This is a genomic window from Tepidiphilus baoligensis (assembly GCF_012911495.1).
In the GTDB taxonomy this organism is placed as follows: domain Bacteria; phylum Pseudomonadota; class Gammaproteobacteria; order Burkholderiales; family Rhodocyclaceae; genus Tepidiphilus; species Tepidiphilus olei.
Map to the genome: position 1 here is coordinate 1 of NZ_JAAAUB010000009.1, position 17,667 is coordinate 17,667.

A 17,667-nucleotide genomic window follows, 5' to 3' on the forward strand; every position below is an offset into this window, starting at 1 on the left:
ACACCCCCCACTTCGGCCACACGACACCGGGGCCGCAGCAGGAGAGAGGCGCATTCTAGGCAATGGCAGCGATGAGTGCAAACAAGAAATTTTGATCGAACTCATAAGGGCGACTCGAAATGCCGTCACCAGCGGCTGCGGGTCAAGATTCAAGGAACACGGAATGCGTGACATATCAAATGGATAGGAGAGCATCAGAGCGCCGGACGACCCGACATGCAGCCGCGACGCAGGTTAGTCGCGGCGCTCTAGCCGCACGCCGATCTGCGAGTCGACTTCATCAGAACGAGGTAGAGGCGAAGCTTTCGAAACGGGTGTGCTCACCGAAGAAGCTGAGGCGAATGGTACCGGTTGGGCCGTTACGATGCTTGGCGATGATGATCTCGGCCACGCCCTTGTCGGGGGTATCGGGGTTATAGACCTCGTCACGGTAGATGAACATGATGATATCAGCATCTTGCTCGATCGCGCCGGATTCGCGCAGATCCGACATGACCGGCCGCTTGTTCGGCCGCTGCTCGAGACTGCGGTTGAGCTGCGACAGGGCGATGATCGGTACGTTGAGTTCCTTGGCGAGCGATTTCACCGACCGGGAGATTTCGGAGAGCTCCGTGGCGCGGTTGTCGCTCTCCCGCGTACCGGTCATCAGCTGCAGATAATCGACGACGATGAGTCCGAGTTTGCCGCACTGCCGCGCCAGACGTCGAGCGCGGGCGCGCAGATCGATGGGATTCAAGGCGGGAGTCTCGTCGATGAAGATGGGGGCCTCGTAGAGTTTACCCATGGCTGCGGTCAAGCGCTGCCAATCATCGTCGGACAGACGTCCTCGACGCAGGTTTTGCATGTCGATGCGCCCGAGTGAAGCAAGAAAACGCGTGGCAAGCTGGGTGCTGGGCATTTCCATGGAAAAAACGGCCACCGGTAAGCGTTGATGGAGAGCGACGTGCTCGGCGATGTTGAGCGCGAGCGTCGTTTTTCCCATGGCCGGGCGACCGGCGAGAATGATCAGATCGGAGGGTTGTAGTCCTGAGGTTTTCTCGTCGAGATCGATATAGCCCGTGGGAATACCGGTGACTTCACTGGGGTCTTCGCGGTCATAGAGTTCCTGGACACGATCGACCACGAGTTTGAGCGCCTGACCAATGGGAATGAATCCAGTGATACTGCGGGCCCCCGCCTCGGCGATCTCGAAGATCTTGGATTCGGCTTCATCGAGCAAAGACTTGGCGTCGCGCCCCATGGGACTGAGGGCGGAAGCGGCAATCTCGTCGGCGACGGCTATGAGTTTGCGCAGGATGGCGCGCTCGCGGATGATTTCGCCATAGCGTCGAGCATTGGCGGCCGAAGGGGTCTGGTTGGCGAGCTCGGCAAGGTAGGCAAGACCGCCCGCGGCTTCGGCTTCTCCACTCTTTTCCAGAGATTCATGAACGGTGACCACGTCGGCGGGACGCCCCTGTTCGAGGAGTCGGCTGACGTGACGGAAAATGCGTTTGTGTTCGTCGCGATAGAAGTCGTCAGGCCCGACGAGATCAGCGACTCGCTCCCAAGCGGTATTGTCGAGGAGCAAGCCGCCGAGCAGCGCCTGTTCGGCTTCGAGCGAATGAGGCGGCAGCTTGAAGGCGGAGGAAGGGGTGAACATGAGTTCGTCGGACATGGAACCAAAGTCTCGCTACGCAAGGTGAAGGGCTATTCTAGCGCCGAAAAAAGACGAGCGCCGGACCCGGAGGTGCGGCGCTCGTCGTTGGGTGCGAACGGGGAGGAGGATCAGTGCTCGCCGAGCACCGAGACCTTGATGATGACGCGCACGTCGGTGTGCAGCGCGATCTCGATCTCGGTCTCGCCGACGCTCTTGATCGGGCCTTGGGGCATGAGAATCTGGGCGCGGGGAATATCGTAACCCAGGGCTTCCAGCCCTTCAGCGATGTCGATGTTGGTCACCGAGCCAAAGAGACGCCCATCCTCACCGGCCTTGCGGGTGATTTGTACCGTGATCCCTTCGAGACGAGTGGCGAGCGCTTGGGCGGCAGCGAGTTTCTCTGCCTGCTGACGCTCGAGTTCCGCACGACGGCGTTCGAATTCGGCGATGTTCTCGGGCGTGGCGCGCTTGGCTTTCTTTTGGGGAATGAGGTAGTTGCGCGCGTAGCCGTCTTTGACCTTGACGATGTCGCCGAGGTTGCCGAGGTTGGTGACCTTCTCCATCAGAATGACTTGCATGTCTGGCCTCCGCTCACTCGTGCTGGTCGGTGTAAGGCAACAGCGCCAGGAAACGGGCACGCTTGATGGCGGTGGCAAGCTGGCGCTGATAGCGGGCGCTGGTGCCAGTGATGCGCGCGGGCACGATCTTGGCGACTTCGGTGATGAAGTCTTTGAGCAGCTCGACGTCTTTGTAGTCGATCTGTTCGATGCCTTCGGCCGTGAAACGGCAATATTTGCGGCGGCGGGAGAATCCGCGTCCGCCCCGTTCTGGTCTAGCCATGTTCTTTTCCTTCCATGTGTCGTAATTCGGTGATGTGTAGGATCGGCGTGCGGCTCTTTAGCGTCCGTGCAGCCAGGAAACCCGTACAGTGGATCACGGCGCCCAGCGGCAGCTCGGCCAGCCGAAGCCCGCATTCACCGAGGGATTTGATGCCGACCTCGAACTCGATGCGGCGCTCGGCGCCGGCTTCGGTCTGCGTCGAACGATGGGCAAGCACGCCCTCGAAAACCGGGATGCCCGCTGGCGTGTAACGCAGGCCACGACTAGAGATCAGCACGCCCTCGAGTTCCACACGGTTGCACACCGATCGGGCAAAAACTCAGACTGCCGAGCTGGATTCGGCGGCGGGCTCGGCTGCCGGGGTTTCCAGCAGGGAGCGAGACTTCTCGTCCTTCATCATCGGAGAGGGCTCGGTGATCGCCTTTTCCATGCGCACGGTGAGGTGACGCAACACGGCATCGTTGAATCTGAAAGCCGTTTCGAGCTCTTCGAGGGTCTCGCCGTCACATTCGATGTTCATCAGCACGTAGTGTGCCTTGTGCACTTTCTGAATGGAATAGGCGAGCTGGCGACGACCCCAGTCTTCGAGGCGATGGATCTTGCCGCCACGGCCGGTGATGAGGTTGCGATAGCGCTCGACCATGGCCGGAACTTGCTCGGACTGGTCCGGATGGACGATGAAGACGATTTCGTAATGTCGCATGTAGACTCCTTATGGTTGACGAGCAGCCTCCCGACATGCGTTCCGGTGAGGCAAGGGAAATGTTCAATATAGCAAAATACTTGGACAATGTCTAGCGAACGCAAAGGGCGTAAGGATTACTCGAGCAAACGTCGTTTGTGGTTGAAGGGGGGAATGCGCCCTGCGCAGGGGCGAAGATGCCGTTCGCGACCAGAGCCTGCCAGCGAGCCCTGAGCATGGCAATCGTTCGCCAGTCCCTCAAGTCATGCCTTCGCGCAACAGCGGCCAAGCGCGGCGCAGGTAATAAATCATGGAGACGATAGTGAGCAAAGCCGCCAGCCACAGCATCGCCTGCCCCCAGAAGGGAGTGTCGAAGTGCGGCAAGGGGCTCCAGTAGAGGAGCACGGGGATGGCGATGAGCTGGACGGTGGTCTTGAGCTTGCCGATGAAGGCAACGGCCACCGAGCCGCGGTTGCCGAGTTCGGCCATCCATTCGCGCAAGGCCGAGATGGTGATCTCGCGCCCGATGATGATGAGGGCAGCCAAGGCATGCGCCCGCCCCAGATCGACGAGCACGATGAGGGCGGCGGCGACCATCAGCTTGTCGGCCACCGGATCGAGGAAGGCACCAAAACGCGACTGCTGTCCGAGCCGGCGAGCGAGGAAGCCGTCGAGCCAGTCAGTGATCGCTGCCGCGGTAAAGATGATCGTAGCCCACAGATCGACGACTTCAGGGCGCAGCCAGCCTTGGGGAAGATAGAAGAGTAGGACGAAGACGGGGATAAGGGCAATGCGCCCCCAGGTGATCAGATTGGGAATGTTCCAGCGCATCGTGTCCTGTCCCTTCGCGTCTCTTCTGCCGTCACTGGTCATGCAGCGCATTATAGAGGGTTTGGGCGAGCCGCCGGTCGATGCCGGGCACGCGGCATAGGTCTTCGACCGTGGCTTCCTTCACTCCGTCGAGCCCGCCGAAGGCTGCGAGCAGCGCCTTGCGCCGTTTGGGGCCGATGCCAGGGATATCCTCGAGGCGGGAACCGGTGCGCGATTTCGCGCGGCGGGCGCGGTGGCCGGTGATGGCGAAGCGGTGCGCCTCGTCGCGCACGGTCTGGATGAGATGCAGCGCCGGCGAAGACGGCGGCAGCTGCAGGGGCGCCCGTCCGTCGGCGAAGACGAGGGTCTCGAGGCCGGGTTTGCGCGCTTCACCCTTGGCCACGCCCACGAGCGGCAGTTCGAGCCCGAGTTCGTCGAGCACCCGGGCGGCGACCTCGAGCTGCCCCTTGCCGCCGTCGATGAGCACGAGATCCGGGCGCGGCGCCTCGCCCTCGGCGACCCGCTCATAACGGCGGGTGAGCACCTGGCGCATGGCGGCATAGTCGTCGCCCGGCGTGATGCCTTCGATGTGATAGCGCCGGTATTGCGAGGGGTTCATCCCCTCCCCCTCCCAGACGACGCAGGAGGCCACGGTGGCTTCGCCCATGGTGTGGCTGATGTCGAAGCATTCGATGCGCCGCGGCGGCTCGGGCAGGTCGAGCGCCGCGGCCAATTCCTGCAGCTGGGTGCGGGCACGCTCACCGCCGCGCAAGCGCGCTGCGATCGCCACCCGGGCGTTCGCTTCGGCCATCTCCAGCCAGGCGCGGTCGGTGGCACCGCGTCCGGCACTCACGGCAATGGGGCGTTCGGCAAGGAACTCTACGAACTCGGCCAATTCCGGCGAGGCAAGATTGGTGAGGATGCGATCGGGCCAGGGCCGGTCCTGGTAGTGCTGCTCGAGGAAGGCGTGAAGCACATCGGCCGGCTCGGCTCCTTCGGCCTGCTGCGGAAAGAGGGGGCGGTCGCCGAGATGCCGCCCGCCGCGCACCATGGCGAGGTTCACGCAGACGAGCCCGCCTTCGGCGATGACGACGAGGATGTCGACGTCCTCGTCGCGGCGACTGTCGACGGCCTGCTGGTGCAGCACCGATTGCAGGGCGCGGAGGCGGTCCCGCAGGCGGGCGGCCTCTTCGAAGTCGAGGCGCTCGCTCGCGGCGTTCATCGCCGCGGTGAGCGTCTCGATCACCTCGGTCGATTTGCCGGAGAGAAAGCGCGCGGCCATCTCGACCTGTTGCCGGTATTCCTCTACGCTCACTTTGCCGACGCAGGGCGCGGTGCAGCGATGAATCTGGTGCAGCAGACAGGGGCGCGAACGGTTGCGGAATACCGAGTCGGCGCAGGTGCGCAGCTCGAAGAGTTTTTGCACGAGCTGAATGCTCTCGCGCGCCGCCCAGCCGTTCGGATAAGGCCCGAAGTACCGTTCTCCCTTGTGCAGCGCGCCACGGTAGGTCTGAATGGCGGGGAAGTCGCCGCCGGTGAGCCGGATGTAGGGATAGGATTTGTCGTCGCGAAAGAGGATGTTGTAGCGCGGCGACAGCGTTTTGATGAGGTGATTCTCGAGGATGAGCGCTTCGGCCTCGGAGCGCACCAGCGAAATGTCGACGCGTTCGATCTGGCGCACCATCAGGGCGATGCGCGGGCTCGGCAGCCGGGCACGGAAGTAGCTCGCCAGGCGTCGGCGCAAGTTCTTCGCCTTGCCGACGTAGAGCACGGTCTCGTCGGCGCCGATCATGCGATAGACGCCGGGCGATTCGGGCACCGTCTGCAGAAAAGCCGAAGCGTCGAAACTCATGGCAGGAACGGATCAAAACCAGACATTGCGCTGCGACCAGTCGCGCACGCGTTCGCGCGCCTGCAGGTAAGGCTCGAAGAGCTCGAGCTCGAACGGATCGGGAATGCGCGGCGAGCCGAGAAGCCCCGTGCGGCGCGCGATGACGTCTGCCGTCTCCTCCGGCCACGCTTCCTCGAGCAGGCGCTCCACCCAGTCGGGGCGATTGCATACGAGCGCCAGGTCGCAACCGGCCGACAACGCCGCCGCGACGCGCGCACGAGGATCGTCCCCCGCGGCTCCGGCCCCCGCCATGCCGAGATCGTCGGAGAGCACGGCCCCGCGGAAACCCAGCCGAGCGCGCAGCACTTCCCCGAGCCAGAAGGCGGAAAATCCCGCCGGTTCGGAGGCACAGCGTTCATAGCGCACGTGCGCCGGCATGACGCCGGCCAGCGAGCGCAACAGGCGATGACGATAGGGCACGAGGTCGCGCTGCCAGATCGCCTCGAAAGGGCGGGAATCGACCGGCAGCGTCTCGTGCGAGTCGGCGGCCACCGCGCCGTGACCGGGAAAATGTTTGCCGACGGCGCGCACCCCCATCATGGCGAGCCCCGCCACCAGCGCCTGGGCGAGCCGCGCGACCACGCCGGCATCGTCGCTGAAGGCGCGGTCACCGATCACCGCGCTCACTCCTGCCTCGACGTCGAGCACAGGGGCAAAAGTGAGATCGATGCCGTGCGCGGCGAGTTCCGCGCCGATGACGAGCCCGACGTCGTAGGCGAGCGCCACCGCCTGCTCGGGGTCGCGTTCGTACTCATCGCCGAGCCGGCGCATGGGGGCGACCGGGGTGAAGCCATCGCCGCGGAAGCGCTGCACGCACCCGCCTTCCTGATCGACGGCGATGACCAATGGCCCCGGGCGGGCGGAACGTATCGCCTGGACCAAGGCGGCGAGCTGGGCCGAATCGCGATAGTTGCGGGCAAAGAGAATGACACCGCCCACGGCCGGATGGGCGAGACGGCGCAGCTCCTCCGGGCTCGGTTCGAGACCGGCGAGATCGATCATCAAGGGGCCGGGAGGCAAAGAGGATGCGGCAATATTCATGGGACAGGGGCTTGTCAGGCAGGGGGGAAAGTCGGCGATTCGCCCTCGCTACGCTCGAGCACGACGAAGGCGACGGCGTACTCGCGCTCGTCGGCAAGGCTCAAGTGCGCCCTCAGGTCGGCCGCGGCGAGCCTCGCCGCAAGGGACTCGGCGAAGGCGAAGAAGGGACGCCCGCGGGCATCGTGCGCCACCCACAATTCCTGCCAGCCGAGCGACGCCCCCAGCCCCGTGCCCCAGGCCTTGGCGAAAGCCTCTTTAGCGGCAAAGCGCTTGGCGAGCAAGCGCTCCGGCATGGCCGCACGAAAAAATTCTTCCCGTTCGGCCGGAGCGAGGATGCGTTCGGCGAAGCGCGAACCATGGCGCGCGAGCGCGGCAGCCAGACGCTCGATACGTACGAGGTCCGTGCCCACGCCCACGATCATCGGGCGCAGGCCTCGCGCATCAGCCGCTTCATTTCGCGCACGGCCTCGCGCAGGCCGGTGAAGACGGCACGGCTGACGATGGCATGACCGATGTGCAGTTCCCGCACGCCGGGCAGGGCCGCCACCGGCTGAACGTTGTAGTAATTGAGGGCATGCCCCGCATTGAAGCGCATGCCCAGCCCCACGATCGCCTCCCCCGCCCGGCGTACCTTGTCGAGTTCGGCCTGCACGGCGGAGTGTGCCAGATCACGCCCGGCGGCATGAAACGCGTGGGCGTAGGGGCCGGTGTGCACCTCGCAGACTTCGGCGCCGATGCGGCTCGCCGCCTCGACCTGACGAGGATCGGCGTCGAGAAAGACGCTGACGACGATGCCGGCATCGCGCAAACGGGAGACGACACCCTGCAAGCGGGCCTCGTCGCGCACGATGTCCAGCCCCCCTTCGGTGGTGATCTCCTGGCGCCCCTCGGGAACCAGCATGGCCATTTCCGGTTTCAGGGCGCAGGCGATCGCCACCATCTCGTCGGTGGGAGCCATCTCGAGGTTGAGTTTGATGTGCGTGAGCTCGCGCAGCCGGCGGACATCGCCATCCTGGATGTGACGGCGATCCTCGCGCAGATGGACGGTGATGCCATCGGCCCCACCCAGATGCGCCTCCACCGCCGCCCATACGGGGTCGGGTTCGTAAGTGCGGCGCGCCTGGCGCAGCGTGGCGACGTGGTCGATGTTCACTCCGAGTTCGATCATTCGAGCAGCTCCCGTAACATGCGTCGTGCCTGCAATTCCTGCCCGTCAAGGGCATGGTCGATGAGCCGGCGTGTGAGCGCACGCACTTCGGCGAGCGTCGCCGGCCGGCTCCAGCATCCGGCGCGCAGATCTTCCAGTGTCTGGGCGCTCAGCACCACCTCGCCCGGAGCCGATTCACCTTCCATGAGCGGTACCAACCCTCGGTGCGGCTCGAAGCGATAGCGCCCGGCCACGGTGTGCGGCCAATCCAGGCCATAGCCGAGCGCGGCGAGGAAGGCGAGTTCGAAGCGGCGCAACACCGGCGCGAGCGCCTCCCCCGCAGCGAGCGCACGCACCGCCGCATCGTAGGCGAGGAAGACCTCGCGGTGGGGATCTTCGCGCGCGAGCAGCCGCAGCACCAGTTCGTTGAGATAATACCCGCACCACAGCGCCCTGCCCTGCGGCAGGGGCACCCCGCCGGCCCAGTCGGCCCGCGTGAGGGTACGCACTTCGCCCGCCCCGCTCCAGCCGAGCACGAGCGGTTGGAACGTGAGCAGCACGGAGCGCAGCTGGGAACCAGGGCGGCGCGCGCCCTTGGCGACCAGCGCCAAGCGCCCGTGTTCGAGCGTGAGCACCTCGAGCAGCAGGCTCGTCTCGCGCCAGGGACGCGCGTGCAAGACGTAGGCGGGCTCGGCCTCGACCCGTTGCCGCCGCGCCATGCGCCCTCAGCCGTCGTAACCCAGCGAGCGCAGCGCCTGTTCGTCATCGGCCCAGCCACTGCGCACCTTGACCCAGACTTCGAGATAGACGCGCGCCTCCAGCAGATTCTCCAGCTCCTGGCGCGCCTCGGTGGCGATGCGCTTGATGCGCTCGCCGCCGCGGCCGATCACGATCGCCTTGTGCGGTTCACGCTCGACGATCACCGCGGCGTAGATGCGGCGCAAGTTGCCTTCGACTTCGTAGCGCTCGATCTCCACGGCGATGCCATAGGGCAGCTCGTCGCCGACGAGGCGGAAAACTTTCTCCCGCAGATATTCGGCGGCGAGGAAGCGTTCGCTGCGATCGGTGATCATGTCGGGGTCGTAGATCGGCTCTCCCTCGGGCAGATAGGGTTCGAGGGCGCGCAGGAGCTCGTCGGTGTGCTCGTCTTTTTCTGCCGACAGAGGCACGATCTCGGCGAAAGGCCGGCGCTGCGCCATCTCGGCAATGAAAGGCAACAGCAGTTTCTTGTCTTTGAGGCGGTCGACCTTGTTGATGACGAGCACCACCGGCACGTTTTCCGGCAGCAGCGCCATCACCTGGGCATCTTCGCCCGTGAAACGGCAGGCTTCGATCACGAAGACGATGACGTCGACCTCGGAGAGCGCCTGGGTGACGGTGCGGTTCATCAAGCGGTTGAGGGCCCGCTTGTGCCGCGTCTGGAATCCGGGCGTGTCGACGAAGACGAACTGCGCCCGGTCCGTGGTGAGGATGCCGTGGACGCGGTGGCGCGTCGTCTGCTGTTTGCGCGAGACGATGCTCACCTTGTGGCCGACGAGGCGGTTCGTGAGAGTGGACTTGCCGACGTTGGGGCGACCGACGATGGCGGCATAGCCGGTGCGAAAGGGGGAAGCAGAGGAAGTATCGTTCATCGGGGCTCTGGAAATGGTTCAGGTCTCTCCCAACTGCGCCAGGATTTTGGTAGCGGCGTCTTGCTCGGCGGCTCGGCGGCTCGGCCCTTCGCCTTCGGCAGAGAGCCCGATCGCCTCGGCCTGCGCCCGCACCTTGAAGTGCTGCGCGTGCGCCGGGCCGCTGACGCTGACGATCTCGTAGCGCGGCACGGGATGATGCCGACCTTGCAGCCATTCCTGCAGACGGGTCTTGGGATCTTTGAGGCGTTCGAGTGGGCCGAGCGCGGCGAGTTCCGGTTCGAGGATGCGCGCCACCAGCTCGCGTGCCGCCTCATAGCCGCCGTCGAGCAGCACCGCGCCAACGATGGCCTCGAGCGCGTCAGCCAGCAGTGAAGGGCGACGGTTACCACCGGCGCGCCGCTCTCCCTCGCCGATGACGAGATACTCGTCGAGCCCCAGGCGCAAGGCCGCCGCGGCCAAAGTCTCTTGGCGCACGAGGCTCGCGCGGGCGCGCGAGAGCACCCCCTCGGGTTCGTCGGGATGGCGGCGATAAAGGAGCTCGGCCACCGCCAAGTCGAGCGCGGCATCGCCGAGAAATTCCAGACGCTCGTTGTGTCCTTCACCCGCGCTGCGGTGTCTGAGGGCGGTGAAGAGCAGATCTTGTGCATGAAAGCGATGACCGAGACGCGCTTGCAGCGCCGTCCACTTTTCCTCACGCTCGCTCATGGCGCCCCTGTCGCGGCAGCGATCTCGAAATCGAAGGCGAGGCTGACGTTGGCTACGAGAGGAACGAGCCGCTGATAGCGTACCTCGATCTTCGTGCGCCCCTCCTCGCGGGTGATGACGAGGTCACGGCCATCCACCGAAGTAAAGCCGTCGATGGTAGCGAACTTTCCGAACTCGGTGCGCAGCTGAGACGGGGGCGTCTGCGGATCTGCGCGCTGGGCAATCTCAGCGAGCGCCCGTTTGATTGCGGCGTATTCGGTATAAACGGGGACGATGCGCAGCGCGAGGATCAGGACGATGCCGACGAGCACCCCCCAGAAGATCACACCCAGCAAACTGACCCCTTGCTGCCGACGTACCAGCGCCGTGCCCATACGCCCTCCTTGTTTCATTGGATTCGACCAATACGCGAGAGGTCGGAAAAATTCAGCCAGATGAAGAAGGCCCTGCCGACGATGTTCTCCTCAGGCACGAACCCCCATACTCGGCTGTCACTGCTGCCATCCCGATTATCGCCCATGACGAAGTAGTGTCCAGGCGGTACCGAGCAGCGCACCCCCCGACGATTGTACTCGCAACGGTCGGCATGGGGGAATTCGAGCCGTTGCGTAACGAACGGTGGAGCGATGTCGTCGACGAGGATCTCGTGCGGGCGCTCCCCTAGATATTCGCGCCAGCGGGTGGAATAATACAGCCGATCGGCATGAAAATAGTCCGGTAAAGGCTCGTAGCGCACCGGCACGCCGTTGATGCGCAGCTTTTTGTCAAGATACTCGACGTAATCCCCAGGCAAACCGACGACTCGCTTGATGTAATCGACTGACGGGTCGACCGGATAGCGAAACACCATGACATCCCCACGCCGGGGTTCTCCCACGGGGATGATGACGTGGTTCACCAAGGGCAAGCGAATGCCATAGGAGAACTTGTCGACGAGGATGAAGTCGCCCACCAGCAGCGTCGGGATCATCGACCCCGAAGGAATCTTGAACGGTTCGACCACGAAGGAGCGCAGCACGAAGACGGCGAGGATCACCGGGAAAAAGCTCGCCCCGTATTCGACCCACCAGGGTGCCGGGGCTCCCTCGGGGCGGCGTTTGCTCGCCACCCAACGATCGAGCGCCCAGAGCACGCCCGTGGCGAGCGTGAGCAGGAAGAGGATCAGCGCGAAATTCATGTTTCCCTGCCTTGGAGAGTGCGGCGAGGCCGGTCAGGCTTCGTCGGTACGCAGCACCGCGAGGAAGGCCTCCTGCGGGATCTCGACGTTACCGACCTGCTTCATGCGTTTCTTGCCGGCCTTCTGCTTTTCGAGGAGTTTCTTCTTGCGCGAAATGTCGCCGCCATAGCACTTGGCGAGCACGTTCTTGCGCAACGCCTTGATCGTCTCGCGCGCGATGATGTGCGAGCCAATGGCCGCCTGCAGCGGCACGTCGAACATCTGCCGCGGGATGAGGCTGCGCAGTTTCTCGACGAGCTCACGGCCGCGTCGCTGAGCGCTGGCGCGGTGCACGATCACCGAGAGCGCATCGACTTTCTCACCATTGACGAGGACGTCGAGCTTGACGAGATCGGCAGGGCGGTATTCCTTGAATTCGTAGTCGAGCGAGGCATAGCCGCGCGACACGGACTTCAGCCGGTCGAAGAAGTCCATCACCACTTCGTTCATCGGCAGCTCGAAGATCGCGTGGACCTGCCGACCGTGGTAGCGCAGGTCGACCTGCACGCCGCGCTTCTGGTTGCACAGCGTGAGCACGGGGCCAAGGTAGTCCTGCGGCACGAAGATGTGCGCCGTGATGATGGGTTCGCGGATCTCCTCGATCTTGCTCGGATCGGGCAGACGCGAGGGATTTTCGATGCGCTGCACCTCGCCCGAGCGCAGCACCACTTCATAGACGACCGAAGGCGCCGTGGTGATGAGGTTCTGGCCGAACTCGCGCTCGAGCCGCTCCTGCACGATGTCCATGTGCAGAAGCCCGAGAAAGCCGCAGCGGAAACCGAATCCCAGCGCCTGCGAGGTCTCGGGCTCGAACTGCAGCGCCGCGTCGTTCAACTTGAGCTTTTCGAGCGCCTCGCGCAGGGAATCATATTCGCTCGATTCCACGGGATAGAGGCCGGCGAAGACCTGCGGCTTGATCTCGCGAAAGCCGGGCAGCGGCTCGGCGGCGACGCGAGGCAGCGTCGTGATCGTGTCGCCGACCTTGGCCGCACGCAGCTCCTTGATGCCGGCGACGACGAAACCCACTTCACCGCACTCGAGCGCATCGCGTTCGAGCGAGCGCGGCGTGAAGACGCCGAGCCGCTCGATCGCGTACTCGGCCCCGGTCGACATCAGCCGGATGCGCTCGCCGCGAGCGAGTCGCCCATCGACCACCCGCACCAGCATGACGACGCCGACGTAGTTGTCGAACCAGGAATCGATGATGAGCGCGCGGGTGGGCGCCTCAGGATTTCCACGCGGAGGCGGTACCCGGCGCACCACGGCTTCGAGCACCTCCTCGATTCCCAGACCCGTTTTGGCCGAACAGAGCACGGCTTCGCTCGCATCCACGCCGATGACGTCTTCGATCTCGGCGCGCGCGCGCTCGGGGTCGGCCTGCGGCAGGTCGATCTTGTTGAGCACCGGCACCACCTCGACACCGAGCTCGATCGCTGTGTAGCAGTTGGCCACCGTCTGCGCCTCCACCCCTTGGGAGGCATCGACCACGAGGAGCGCCCCCTCGCAAGCGGATAGCGAGCGGCTCACCTCGTAGGAGAAATCGACGTGTCCCGGCGTGTCGATGAGGTTGAGCTCGTAGGTCTGGCCGTCGCGCGCTCGGTACATGAGCGTAGCGGTCTGCGCCTTGATGGTGATGCCGCGCTCGCGCTCGAGATCCATGGAGTCGAGCACGCGATCCTCCATCTCGCGATCGGACAGGCCGCCGCAATACTGGATGAGCCGATCGGCGAGCGTAGACTTGCCGTGGTCGATGTGGGCGATGATCGAGAAGTTGCGTATGTTTTTCATCGGCACACAAAAAAAGCCCCGCGGGGCAGTGGAGAGCGGTACGAAAGATTCATCCCGATCATTCTAACGGAAAACGGCTCAAATAGTCATGAACGCTTGCTGCATCGCAGCGATGGCGACAGATTTCCACGCTCCCATGCAGGACGACCGGAATCGCCCGGCCATAGCGTTGACGCCAGGCCGGATCCGCATCGACGTCGCGTTTGACCACGGTAAAACCATAGTGTCGTGCGATGGGCATGAGTTCCTCCACCATGTCATCGCACAAATGGCACCCCGGGCGCGACAAGACCCATAGGACACGCTCCTGGGACATCGCTCACTGCGCTCCCTGGTGTCGTACCATCGCATCGAGCAAAGCGCGCAGGGTCACGTCGGGCACTTCACCCATCGCGGTACGCAGCGCGCCCGGCTCCCGCCGGCGCACCACCTTCGTGGCGCCAAAATCGTCGGTCTTCTCCCCGATTTCGTCCCCGTCCCACGGCTCGAAGAACACGGAGACGCTCGCCAGGCCATCCCCGATCTGCCACTGAGTGATCGTCTTACCCGATGGCCCTCGCCGCTGGAAGACGGCCTCGAGCTCGAACCCTGCAGGCATGACGGTGAACGCCCAGCCTGTATCGGCGGCCTCGATTCGCCTGCCACGCAGATCGATACGCTGCCAATCTTCATGAGCGCCGAATTTCCGTCGTACCTGCGCGACATCAGGAAGGCCCGTCACGCGGAAATCGGAAAAAAACTGCGTCTCCAGTACCCGAACCGGCGCCTCGTCCCAGATCGTTCGCTTCAACACGATCCCACTTTCTTTGTCGATCCACCATTCCTGACCGAACCGCAAGGCGTCGCGTGGCACGAACCGTATCCCGACCACCTCACGTCCCGCCTCACGGCCCTCGCCGAGCGGTTCGATCTGGTAGGATGCCTCGATGCGACCCACGGAGCCGCGCGGATGGTAAGGCACCCCGGATCCGCCCGCAGCCCGATCCATCAATACCAATTTCTCCTCGGGCAAAAAGCAGCGCACCTCCTCACCGATACGGACGGTTTCACGGGGTTCGCCCTCGAGCACCTCGACCCACTCGACCCGCTTTCCCTCCTTGTTCATATGAGTCACGCGAAGCGTTTGCACCCGATCGCCGATCTGCAGCACCACCGTACCGTGATAATCGATGTCCGGCGGAGATAGGGAGCGCTCGAGCAAGCGAAGGACGTCTTCCGAGGCACTCGCCAGCGCCGAGGCCCATGCCACGAGGAGACAGACCATGAACCGCACTTTTGCCGCGAAGCGCATCAACGCCCCCCTTGCTGCTGCGCCATCACCCGGGCATAGCGAAGTCCGCCGACACCCGCGGGACCATGAGCATTGCCGTAAGCGATCCAATAAATCTGCTCGTCCGGCGTTTGAGGGAGAGAACCCGAATTCGAGGGCGCAGCAATTTCCGCCTCCGCCAAACGCATGGCGTTCGCGTTGCCTGCGTCCTCGCGAGGCGTTTGCCACAGCCCCCAGCCGACGGCAAGGACGAGCGCCGCTGCGGCCGCGGTGGCAAACCAGTGTATTTTCGGTTCGTTGGCCACGACGCGTACGTCGCGCTCGAGCCCGACGCGCGTCACGGGGCTTGGTTCGAGCGCGATCCGTCTCAGGATCACCGAGCATAAGTCACGCTGGCGAGGTCCGGGGAGTTCCCCCCGCAGAGCCTCTCCTATGAGGTGATAGGCTAGCCAGCGCTGAGCCATGGCCGGGTCGTTCGTGAGCCGTTGCACCCACGAAGCGGTGTCCGCGTCGTCGAGCTCACCATCCACCAAGGCCGACAGCGCTTCTGGAGTCGTTTTCGTGTCGCGCATCATCGTCGTTTCCTACCAACGTCGATCGGGGGCCGTATCGAGCAGCGGCCGCAAACGTTGCGCGATCGCCTCGCGCGCACGGAAGATTCGCGAACGCACGGTGCCGATCGGGCAGCCCATCACTTGGGCGATTTCTTCGTAGCTCAGCCCTTCGAGCTCGCGTAGCGTGATTGCCGTGCGCAGCTCTTCGGGCAAGGACTGGATCGTCTCTTCCACCGTCTGGGCGATCTCCTGGGTAAGGAGCAAATTCTCCGGCGTCTCGCTGTCACTGAGCAGATCGAGTTCATCCCACTGCTCTCCCTCCTCCGTCTGATGGACGGTGGCGCTCGCGGAAGGGCGACGATTGGAGGCCATCAAGTGATTCTTCGCGGTATTGATGGCAATGCGATAGAGCCAGGTATAGAACGCACTGTCGCCGCGAAACGAATCGAGCGCCCGATAGGCCTTGATGAAGGTCTCCTGAGTCAAGTCTTCCACCTCCGCCGGGTCGCGCACCAGGCGCGACAACAACCGCTGCACTTTGCGCTGATATTTCGACACGAGCAACCCGAAGGCGTTCTGATCGCCTTGGCGCACACGCGCTACGAGCTGCTGATCGATCTCACGGTTGGTCATAGGAAGCGAGCCTGACGTTCCTGTCGGAGGTTCATTATACCGACCCGCTTCCCCAATCCTCGCGAAAATCGACCCACGGAGCAGGGATTTGGTTCCTCCCTTGTGATAACCTTTTCATCTCTCCCCTTCCTTTCTTCCTCGATGGAACACTTCGACGTCCTCATCCTCGGCAGCGGCCTGGCCGGACAGAGCGTGGCGCTCAAGCTCGCCGACCAGCGAAAAGTCGCGCTCATCACCAAGCGCACCTTGATGGAGAGCGCCAGCGCCTACGCCCAAGGCGGCATCGCCGCAGTACTCGACGATGCCGACAGCATCGAAGCCCACGTTCGTGACACTCTCGTGGCCGGCGCGGGCCTGTGCGACCCGAAAGCCGTGCGCTTCGTGGTCGAACGCGGCAAGCAGGCCATCGACTGGCTGATCGCCCAAGGCGTGCCGTTCTCGCGCGACGAGCGCGGCCAGTACCATCTCACTCGCGAGGGAGGACACTCGCAGCGGCGCATCATCCACGCGGCGGATGCCACCGGTGCCGCCGTCCAGCAAACGCTCACCGAAAAGGTGAAAGCTCATCCCAACATCCAGGTGTTCGAGCAGCACATCGCGATCGATCTCATCACCGGCGCGAAGCTCGGTCGACCCGAACTGGGTTGCCTCGGCGCTTACGTCTTCGACCGGCAGGCCGGACACGTGCGCACCTTCTCGGCCGCGCACACGGTGCTCGCCACCGGCGGTGCGGGCAAGGTCTACCTCTATTCAACCAACCCGGACACCGCCACGGGCGATGGCATCGCCATGGCCTGGCGCGCCGGCTGCCGCGTGGCGAACATGGAATTCATCCAGTTCCATCCCACCTGCCTCTACCATCCCCACGCCAAGTCCTTCCTCATCAGCGAGGCGGTGCGCGGCGAGGGCGGCATCCTGCGGCTACCCAATGGCGAGCGATTCATGCCGAAACACGACCCGCGCGCCGAGCTCGCGCCGCGTGACATCGTGGCGCGAGCCATCGACTATGAGATGAAGCGGCTCGGCATCGAGTGCGTCTACCTCGACATCACGCACAAAGATCCGGACTGGATCCGCAGCCATTTCCCCAACATCTACGCGCGCTGCCTGGAACTGGGAATCGACATCACCAAACAGCCGATCCCGGTGGTGCCGGCGGCGCACTATACCTGTGGCGGTGTCAAGGTCGACCTTTCCTCCCGCACCGACCTCCCGCACCTGTACGCGGTGGGCGAATCGACCTGCACGGGGCTGCACGGCGCGAATCGCCTGGCGAGCAATTCCCTGCTCGAATGCCTCGTCTTCGGGGAAGCCGCGGTGCAAGACATGCTGGCGCAACCTCCACGTGCCCCCCTGCCGTTGCCGGACTGGGACGAGAGCCGTGTGACCGACGCCGACGAGGAAGTGGTGATCGCGCACAACTGGGACGAACTGCGCCGCTTCATGTGGGACTACGTCGGGATCGTGCGCACCACCAAACGCCTGCAGCGGGCGATGCACCGCATCCGGCTGCTCGAGCGCGAGATCGCCGAGTACTATGCGAACTTTCGTGTCAGCAACGACCTCATCGAACTGCGCAACCTGGTGACCGTGGCCGAGCTCATCGTGCGCTGCGCCCTCAGGCGCAAGGAGAGCCGCGGCTTGCATTACACCAAGGATTATCCCGAGACCCTACCGGTCGTCCGTAACACCATCCTGCGACCGCGGCGGCCGACCAGTGGCGCACCAGTAGGCCAAGGCCCAACGATCTGACTCGGGCAAAGCGGGGAGCTCGACGAGACAAGTGGCAACGCGGCCGCCACGCCTCGGCCGCGCCTGCAGCA

Annotated in this window: 21 protein-coding genes; 1 reads left to right on the forward strand and 20 read right to left on the reverse strand. The window is 64.2% G+C overall.

The genetic code is table 11. The features are described from left to right. Positions 1 to 280: 280 nt before the first annotated feature. The 20 genes from dnaB to rpoE all read right to left on the reverse strand — a co-directional run bounded on the left by dnaB (position 281) and on the right by rpoE (position 15,844). Positions 281 to 1,654, reverse strand: coding sequence for a replicative DNA helicase (gene dnaB, locus GV368_RS07065; RefSeq protein ID WP_142805114.1), 1,374 nt, complete (start codon positions 1,652 to 1,654; stop codon positions 281 to 283). 110 nt (positions 1,655 to 1,764) lie between these two features. Further along, complete coding sequence (gene rplI / locus GV368_RS07070; protein WP_142805113.1) at positions 1,765 to 2,214, reverse strand: 50S ribosomal protein L9; 450 nt, start codon at positions 2,212 to 2,214, stop codon at positions 1,765 to 1,767. A 13-nt stretch (positions 2,215 to 2,227) separates the two neighbouring features. Then, positions 2,228 to 2,476, reverse strand: a complete 249-nt coding sequence (rpsR, locus tag GV368_RS07075) for a 30S ribosomal protein S18 (RefSeq protein WP_142805112.1) — start codon at positions 2,474 to 2,476, stop codon at positions 2,228 to 2,230. Next, positions 2,469 to 2,768, reverse strand: coding sequence for a primosomal replication protein N (priB, locus tag GV368_RS07080; RefSeq protein ID WP_142805111.1), 300 nt, complete (start codon positions 2,766 to 2,768; stop codon positions 2,469 to 2,471). The genes rpsR and priB overlap by 8 nt, the downstream gene beginning before the upstream one ends. Before the next feature lie 27 nt (positions 2,769 to 2,795). Beyond that, positions 2,796 to 3,179: a 30S ribosomal protein S6 gene (rpsF, locus tag GV368_RS07085; RefSeq protein ID WP_169116027.1), complete on the reverse strand. Its 384-nt coding sequence runs from the start codon at positions 3,177 to 3,179 to the stop codon at positions 2,796 to 2,798. A gap of 237 nt (positions 3,180 to 3,416) precedes the next feature. After that, entirely contained in the window at positions 3,417 to 3,989 is a 573-nt protein-coding gene (pgsA, locus tag GV368_RS07090; RefSeq protein ID WP_169116085.1) for a CDP-diacylglycerol--glycerol-3-phosphate 3-phosphatidyltransferase, read from the reverse strand. A gap of 31 nt (positions 3,990 to 4,020) precedes the next feature. Further along, on the reverse strand, positions 4,021 to 5,820 hold the full coding sequence (uvrC, locus tag GV368_RS07095) for an excinuclease ABC subunit UvrC (RefSeq protein ID WP_169116028.1): 1,800 nt from the start codon (positions 5,818 to 5,820) through the stop codon (positions 4,021 to 4,023). A 12-nt stretch (positions 5,821 to 5,832) separates the two neighbouring features. Next, entirely contained in the window at positions 5,833 to 6,900 is a 1,068-nt protein-coding gene (gene nagZ, locus GV368_RS07100) for a beta-N-acetylhexosaminidase (RefSeq protein WP_169116029.1), read from the reverse strand. Positions 6,901 to 6,914: 14 nt separating this feature from the next. After that, on the reverse strand, positions 6,915 to 7,322 hold the full coding sequence (gene acpS / locus GV368_RS07105) for a holo-ACP synthase (RefSeq protein WP_169116030.1): 408 nt from the start codon (positions 7,320 to 7,322) through the stop codon (positions 6,915 to 6,917). Further along, the gene (locus GV368_RS07110; protein WP_169116031.1) at positions 7,319 to 8,068 is read right to left on the reverse strand and encodes a pyridoxine 5'-phosphate synthase; all 750 of its coding nucleotides are present in this window, start codon (positions 8,066 to 8,068) and stop codon (positions 7,319 to 7,321) included. Before GV368_RS07110 ends, acpS begins: the two co-directional genes overlap by 4 nt. Beyond that, positions 8,065 to 8,766: a DNA repair protein RecO gene (gene recO, locus GV368_RS07115; protein WP_142805104.1), complete on the reverse strand. Its 702-nt coding sequence runs from the start codon at positions 8,764 to 8,766 to the stop codon at positions 8,065 to 8,067. The genes GV368_RS07110 and recO overlap by 4 nt, the downstream gene beginning before the upstream one ends. A 6-nt stretch (positions 8,767 to 8,772) precedes the next feature. Next, on the reverse strand, positions 8,773 to 9,678 hold the full coding sequence (gene era, locus GV368_RS07120) for a GTPase Era (RefSeq protein WP_169116032.1): 906 nt from the start codon (positions 9,676 to 9,678) through the stop codon (positions 8,773 to 8,775). An 18-nt stretch (positions 9,679 to 9,696) separates the two neighbouring features. Then, positions 9,697 to 10,383 (reverse strand): ribonuclease III, encoded by a 687-nt coding sequence (gene rnc, locus GV368_RS07125; RefSeq protein ID WP_169116033.1) that lies wholly within the window; start codon positions 10,381 to 10,383, stop codon positions 9,697 to 9,699. Next, positions 10,380 to 10,757: a DUF4845 domain-containing protein gene (locus tag GV368_RS07130; RefSeq protein WP_169116034.1), complete on the reverse strand. Its 378-nt coding sequence runs from the start codon at positions 10,755 to 10,757 to the stop codon at positions 10,380 to 10,382. Before GV368_RS07130 ends, rnc begins: the two co-directional genes overlap by 4 nt. Positions 10,758 to 10,771: 14 nt before the next feature. Continuing rightward, complete coding sequence (gene lepB / locus GV368_RS07135) at positions 10,772 to 11,560, reverse strand: signal peptidase I (RefSeq protein WP_169116035.1); 789 nt, start codon at positions 11,558 to 11,560, stop codon at positions 10,772 to 10,774. 33 nt (positions 11,561 to 11,593) lie between these two features. After that, on the reverse strand, positions 11,594 to 13,387 hold the full coding sequence (gene lepA / locus GV368_RS07140) for a translation elongation factor 4 (RefSeq protein WP_169116036.1): 1,794 nt from the start codon (positions 13,385 to 13,387) through the stop codon (positions 11,594 to 11,596). A 58-nt stretch (positions 13,388 to 13,445) separates the two neighbouring features. Then, complete coding sequence (locus tag GV368_RS07145; protein ID WP_142811738.1) at positions 13,446 to 13,703, reverse strand: glutaredoxin family protein; 258 nt, start codon at positions 13,701 to 13,703, stop codon at positions 13,446 to 13,448. A gap of 3 nt (positions 13,704 to 13,706) precedes the next feature. Further along, positions 13,707 to 14,678 (reverse strand): MucB/RseB C-terminal domain-containing protein, encoded by a 972-nt coding sequence (locus GV368_RS07150; RefSeq protein ID WP_169116037.1) that lies wholly within the window; start codon positions 14,676 to 14,678, stop codon positions 13,707 to 13,709. Then, positions 14,678 to 15,232, reverse strand: coding sequence for a sigma-E factor negative regulatory protein (locus GV368_RS07155; protein WP_169116038.1), 555 nt, complete (start codon positions 15,230 to 15,232; stop codon positions 14,678 to 14,680). Before GV368_RS07155 ends, GV368_RS07150 begins: the two co-directional genes overlap by 1 nt. A gap of 9 nt (positions 15,233 to 15,241) precedes the next feature. Next, the gene (gene rpoE / locus GV368_RS07160) at positions 15,242 to 15,844 is read right to left on the reverse strand and encodes an RNA polymerase sigma factor RpoE (RefSeq protein ID WP_142805095.1); all 603 of its coding nucleotides are present in this window, start codon (positions 15,842 to 15,844) and stop codon (positions 15,242 to 15,244) included. Positions 15,845 to 15,985: 141 nt separating this feature from the next. On the opposite strand from rpoE, the gene nadB reads away from it, so the two are divergent. Continuing rightward, positions 15,986 to 17,596, forward strand: a complete 1,611-nt coding sequence (gene nadB, locus GV368_RS07165; protein ID WP_169116039.1) for an L-aspartate oxidase — start codon at positions 15,986 to 15,988, stop codon at positions 17,594 to 17,596. Positions 17,597 to 17,667: the final 71 nt, after the last annotated feature.

Bases quoted from the DNA above. Each gene is read 5' to 3' on its own strand.
- pgsA (WP_169116085.1), bottom strand. From the start codon at position 3,989: ATGCGCTGGAACATTCCCAATCTGATCACCTGGGGGCGCATTGCCCTT.
- lepB (WP_169116035.1), bottom strand. From the start codon at position 11,560: ATGAATTTCGCGCTGATCCTCTTCCTGCTCACGCTCGCCACGGGCGTG.
- GV368_RS07110 (WP_169116031.1), bottom strand. From the start codon at position 8,068: ATGATCGAACTCGGAGTGAACATCGACCACGTCGCCACGCTGCGCCAG.
- rplI (WP_142805113.1), bottom strand. From the start codon at position 2,214: ATGCAAGTCATTCTGATGGAGAAGGTCACCAACCTCGGCAACCTCGGC.
- nagZ (WP_169116029.1), bottom strand. From the start codon at position 6,900: ATGAATATTGCCGCATCCTCTTTGCCTCCCGGCCCCTTGATGATCGAT.
- acpS (WP_169116030.1), bottom strand. From the start codon at position 7,322: ATGATCGTGGGCGTGGGCACGGACCTCGTACGTATCGAGCGTCTGGCT.
- rnc (WP_169116033.1), bottom strand. From the start codon at position 10,383: ATGAGCGAGCGTGAGGAAAAGTGGACGGCGCTGCAAGCGCGTCTCGGT.
- nadB (WP_169116039.1), top strand. From the start codon at position 15,986: ATGGAACACTTCGACGTCCTCATCCTCGGCAGCGGCCTGGCCGGACAG.
- uvrC (WP_169116028.1), bottom strand. From the start codon at position 5,820: ATGAGTTTCGACGCTTCGGCTTTTCTGCAGACGGTGCCCGAATCGCCC.
- era (WP_169116032.1), bottom strand. From the start codon at position 9,678: ATGAACGATACTTCCTCTGCTTCCCCCTTTCGCACCGGCTATGCCGCC.
- rpoE (WP_142805095.1), bottom strand. From the start codon at position 15,844: ATGACCAACCGTGAGATCGATCAGCAGCTCGTAGCGCGTGTGCGCCAA.
- GV368_RS07150 (WP_169116037.1), bottom strand. From the start codon at position 14,678: ATGCGCTTCGCGGCAAAAGTGCGGTTCATGGTCTGTCTCCTCGTGGCA.
- dnaB (WP_142805114.1), bottom strand. From the start codon at position 1,654: ATGTCCGACGAACTCATGTTCACCCCTTCCTCCGCCTTCAAGCTGCCG.
- recO (WP_142805104.1), bottom strand. From the start codon at position 8,766: ATGGCGCGGCGGCAACGGGTCGAGGCCGAGCCCGCCTACGTCTTGCAC.
- lepA (WP_169116036.1), bottom strand. From the start codon at position 13,387: ATGAAAAACATACGCAACTTCTCGATCATCGCCCACATCGACCACGGC.
- rpsF (WP_169116027.1), bottom strand. From the start codon at position 3,179: ATGCGACATTACGAAATCGTCTTCATCGTCCATCCGGACCAGTCCGAG.
- GV368_RS07130 (WP_169116034.1), bottom strand. From the start codon at position 10,757: ATGGGCACGGCGCTGGTACGTCGGCAGCAAGGGGTCAGTTTGCTGGGT.
- rpsR (WP_142805112.1), bottom strand. From the start codon at position 2,476: ATGGCTAGACCAGAACGGGGCGGACGCGGATTCTCCCGCCGCCGCAAA.
- GV368_RS07145 (WP_142811738.1), bottom strand. From the start codon at position 13,703: ATGTCCCAGGAGCGTGTCCTATGGGTCTTGTCGCGCCCGGGGTGCCAT.
- GV368_RS07155 (WP_169116038.1), bottom strand. From the start codon at position 15,232: ATGATGCGCGACACGAAAACGACTCCAGAAGCGCTGTCGGCCTTGGTG.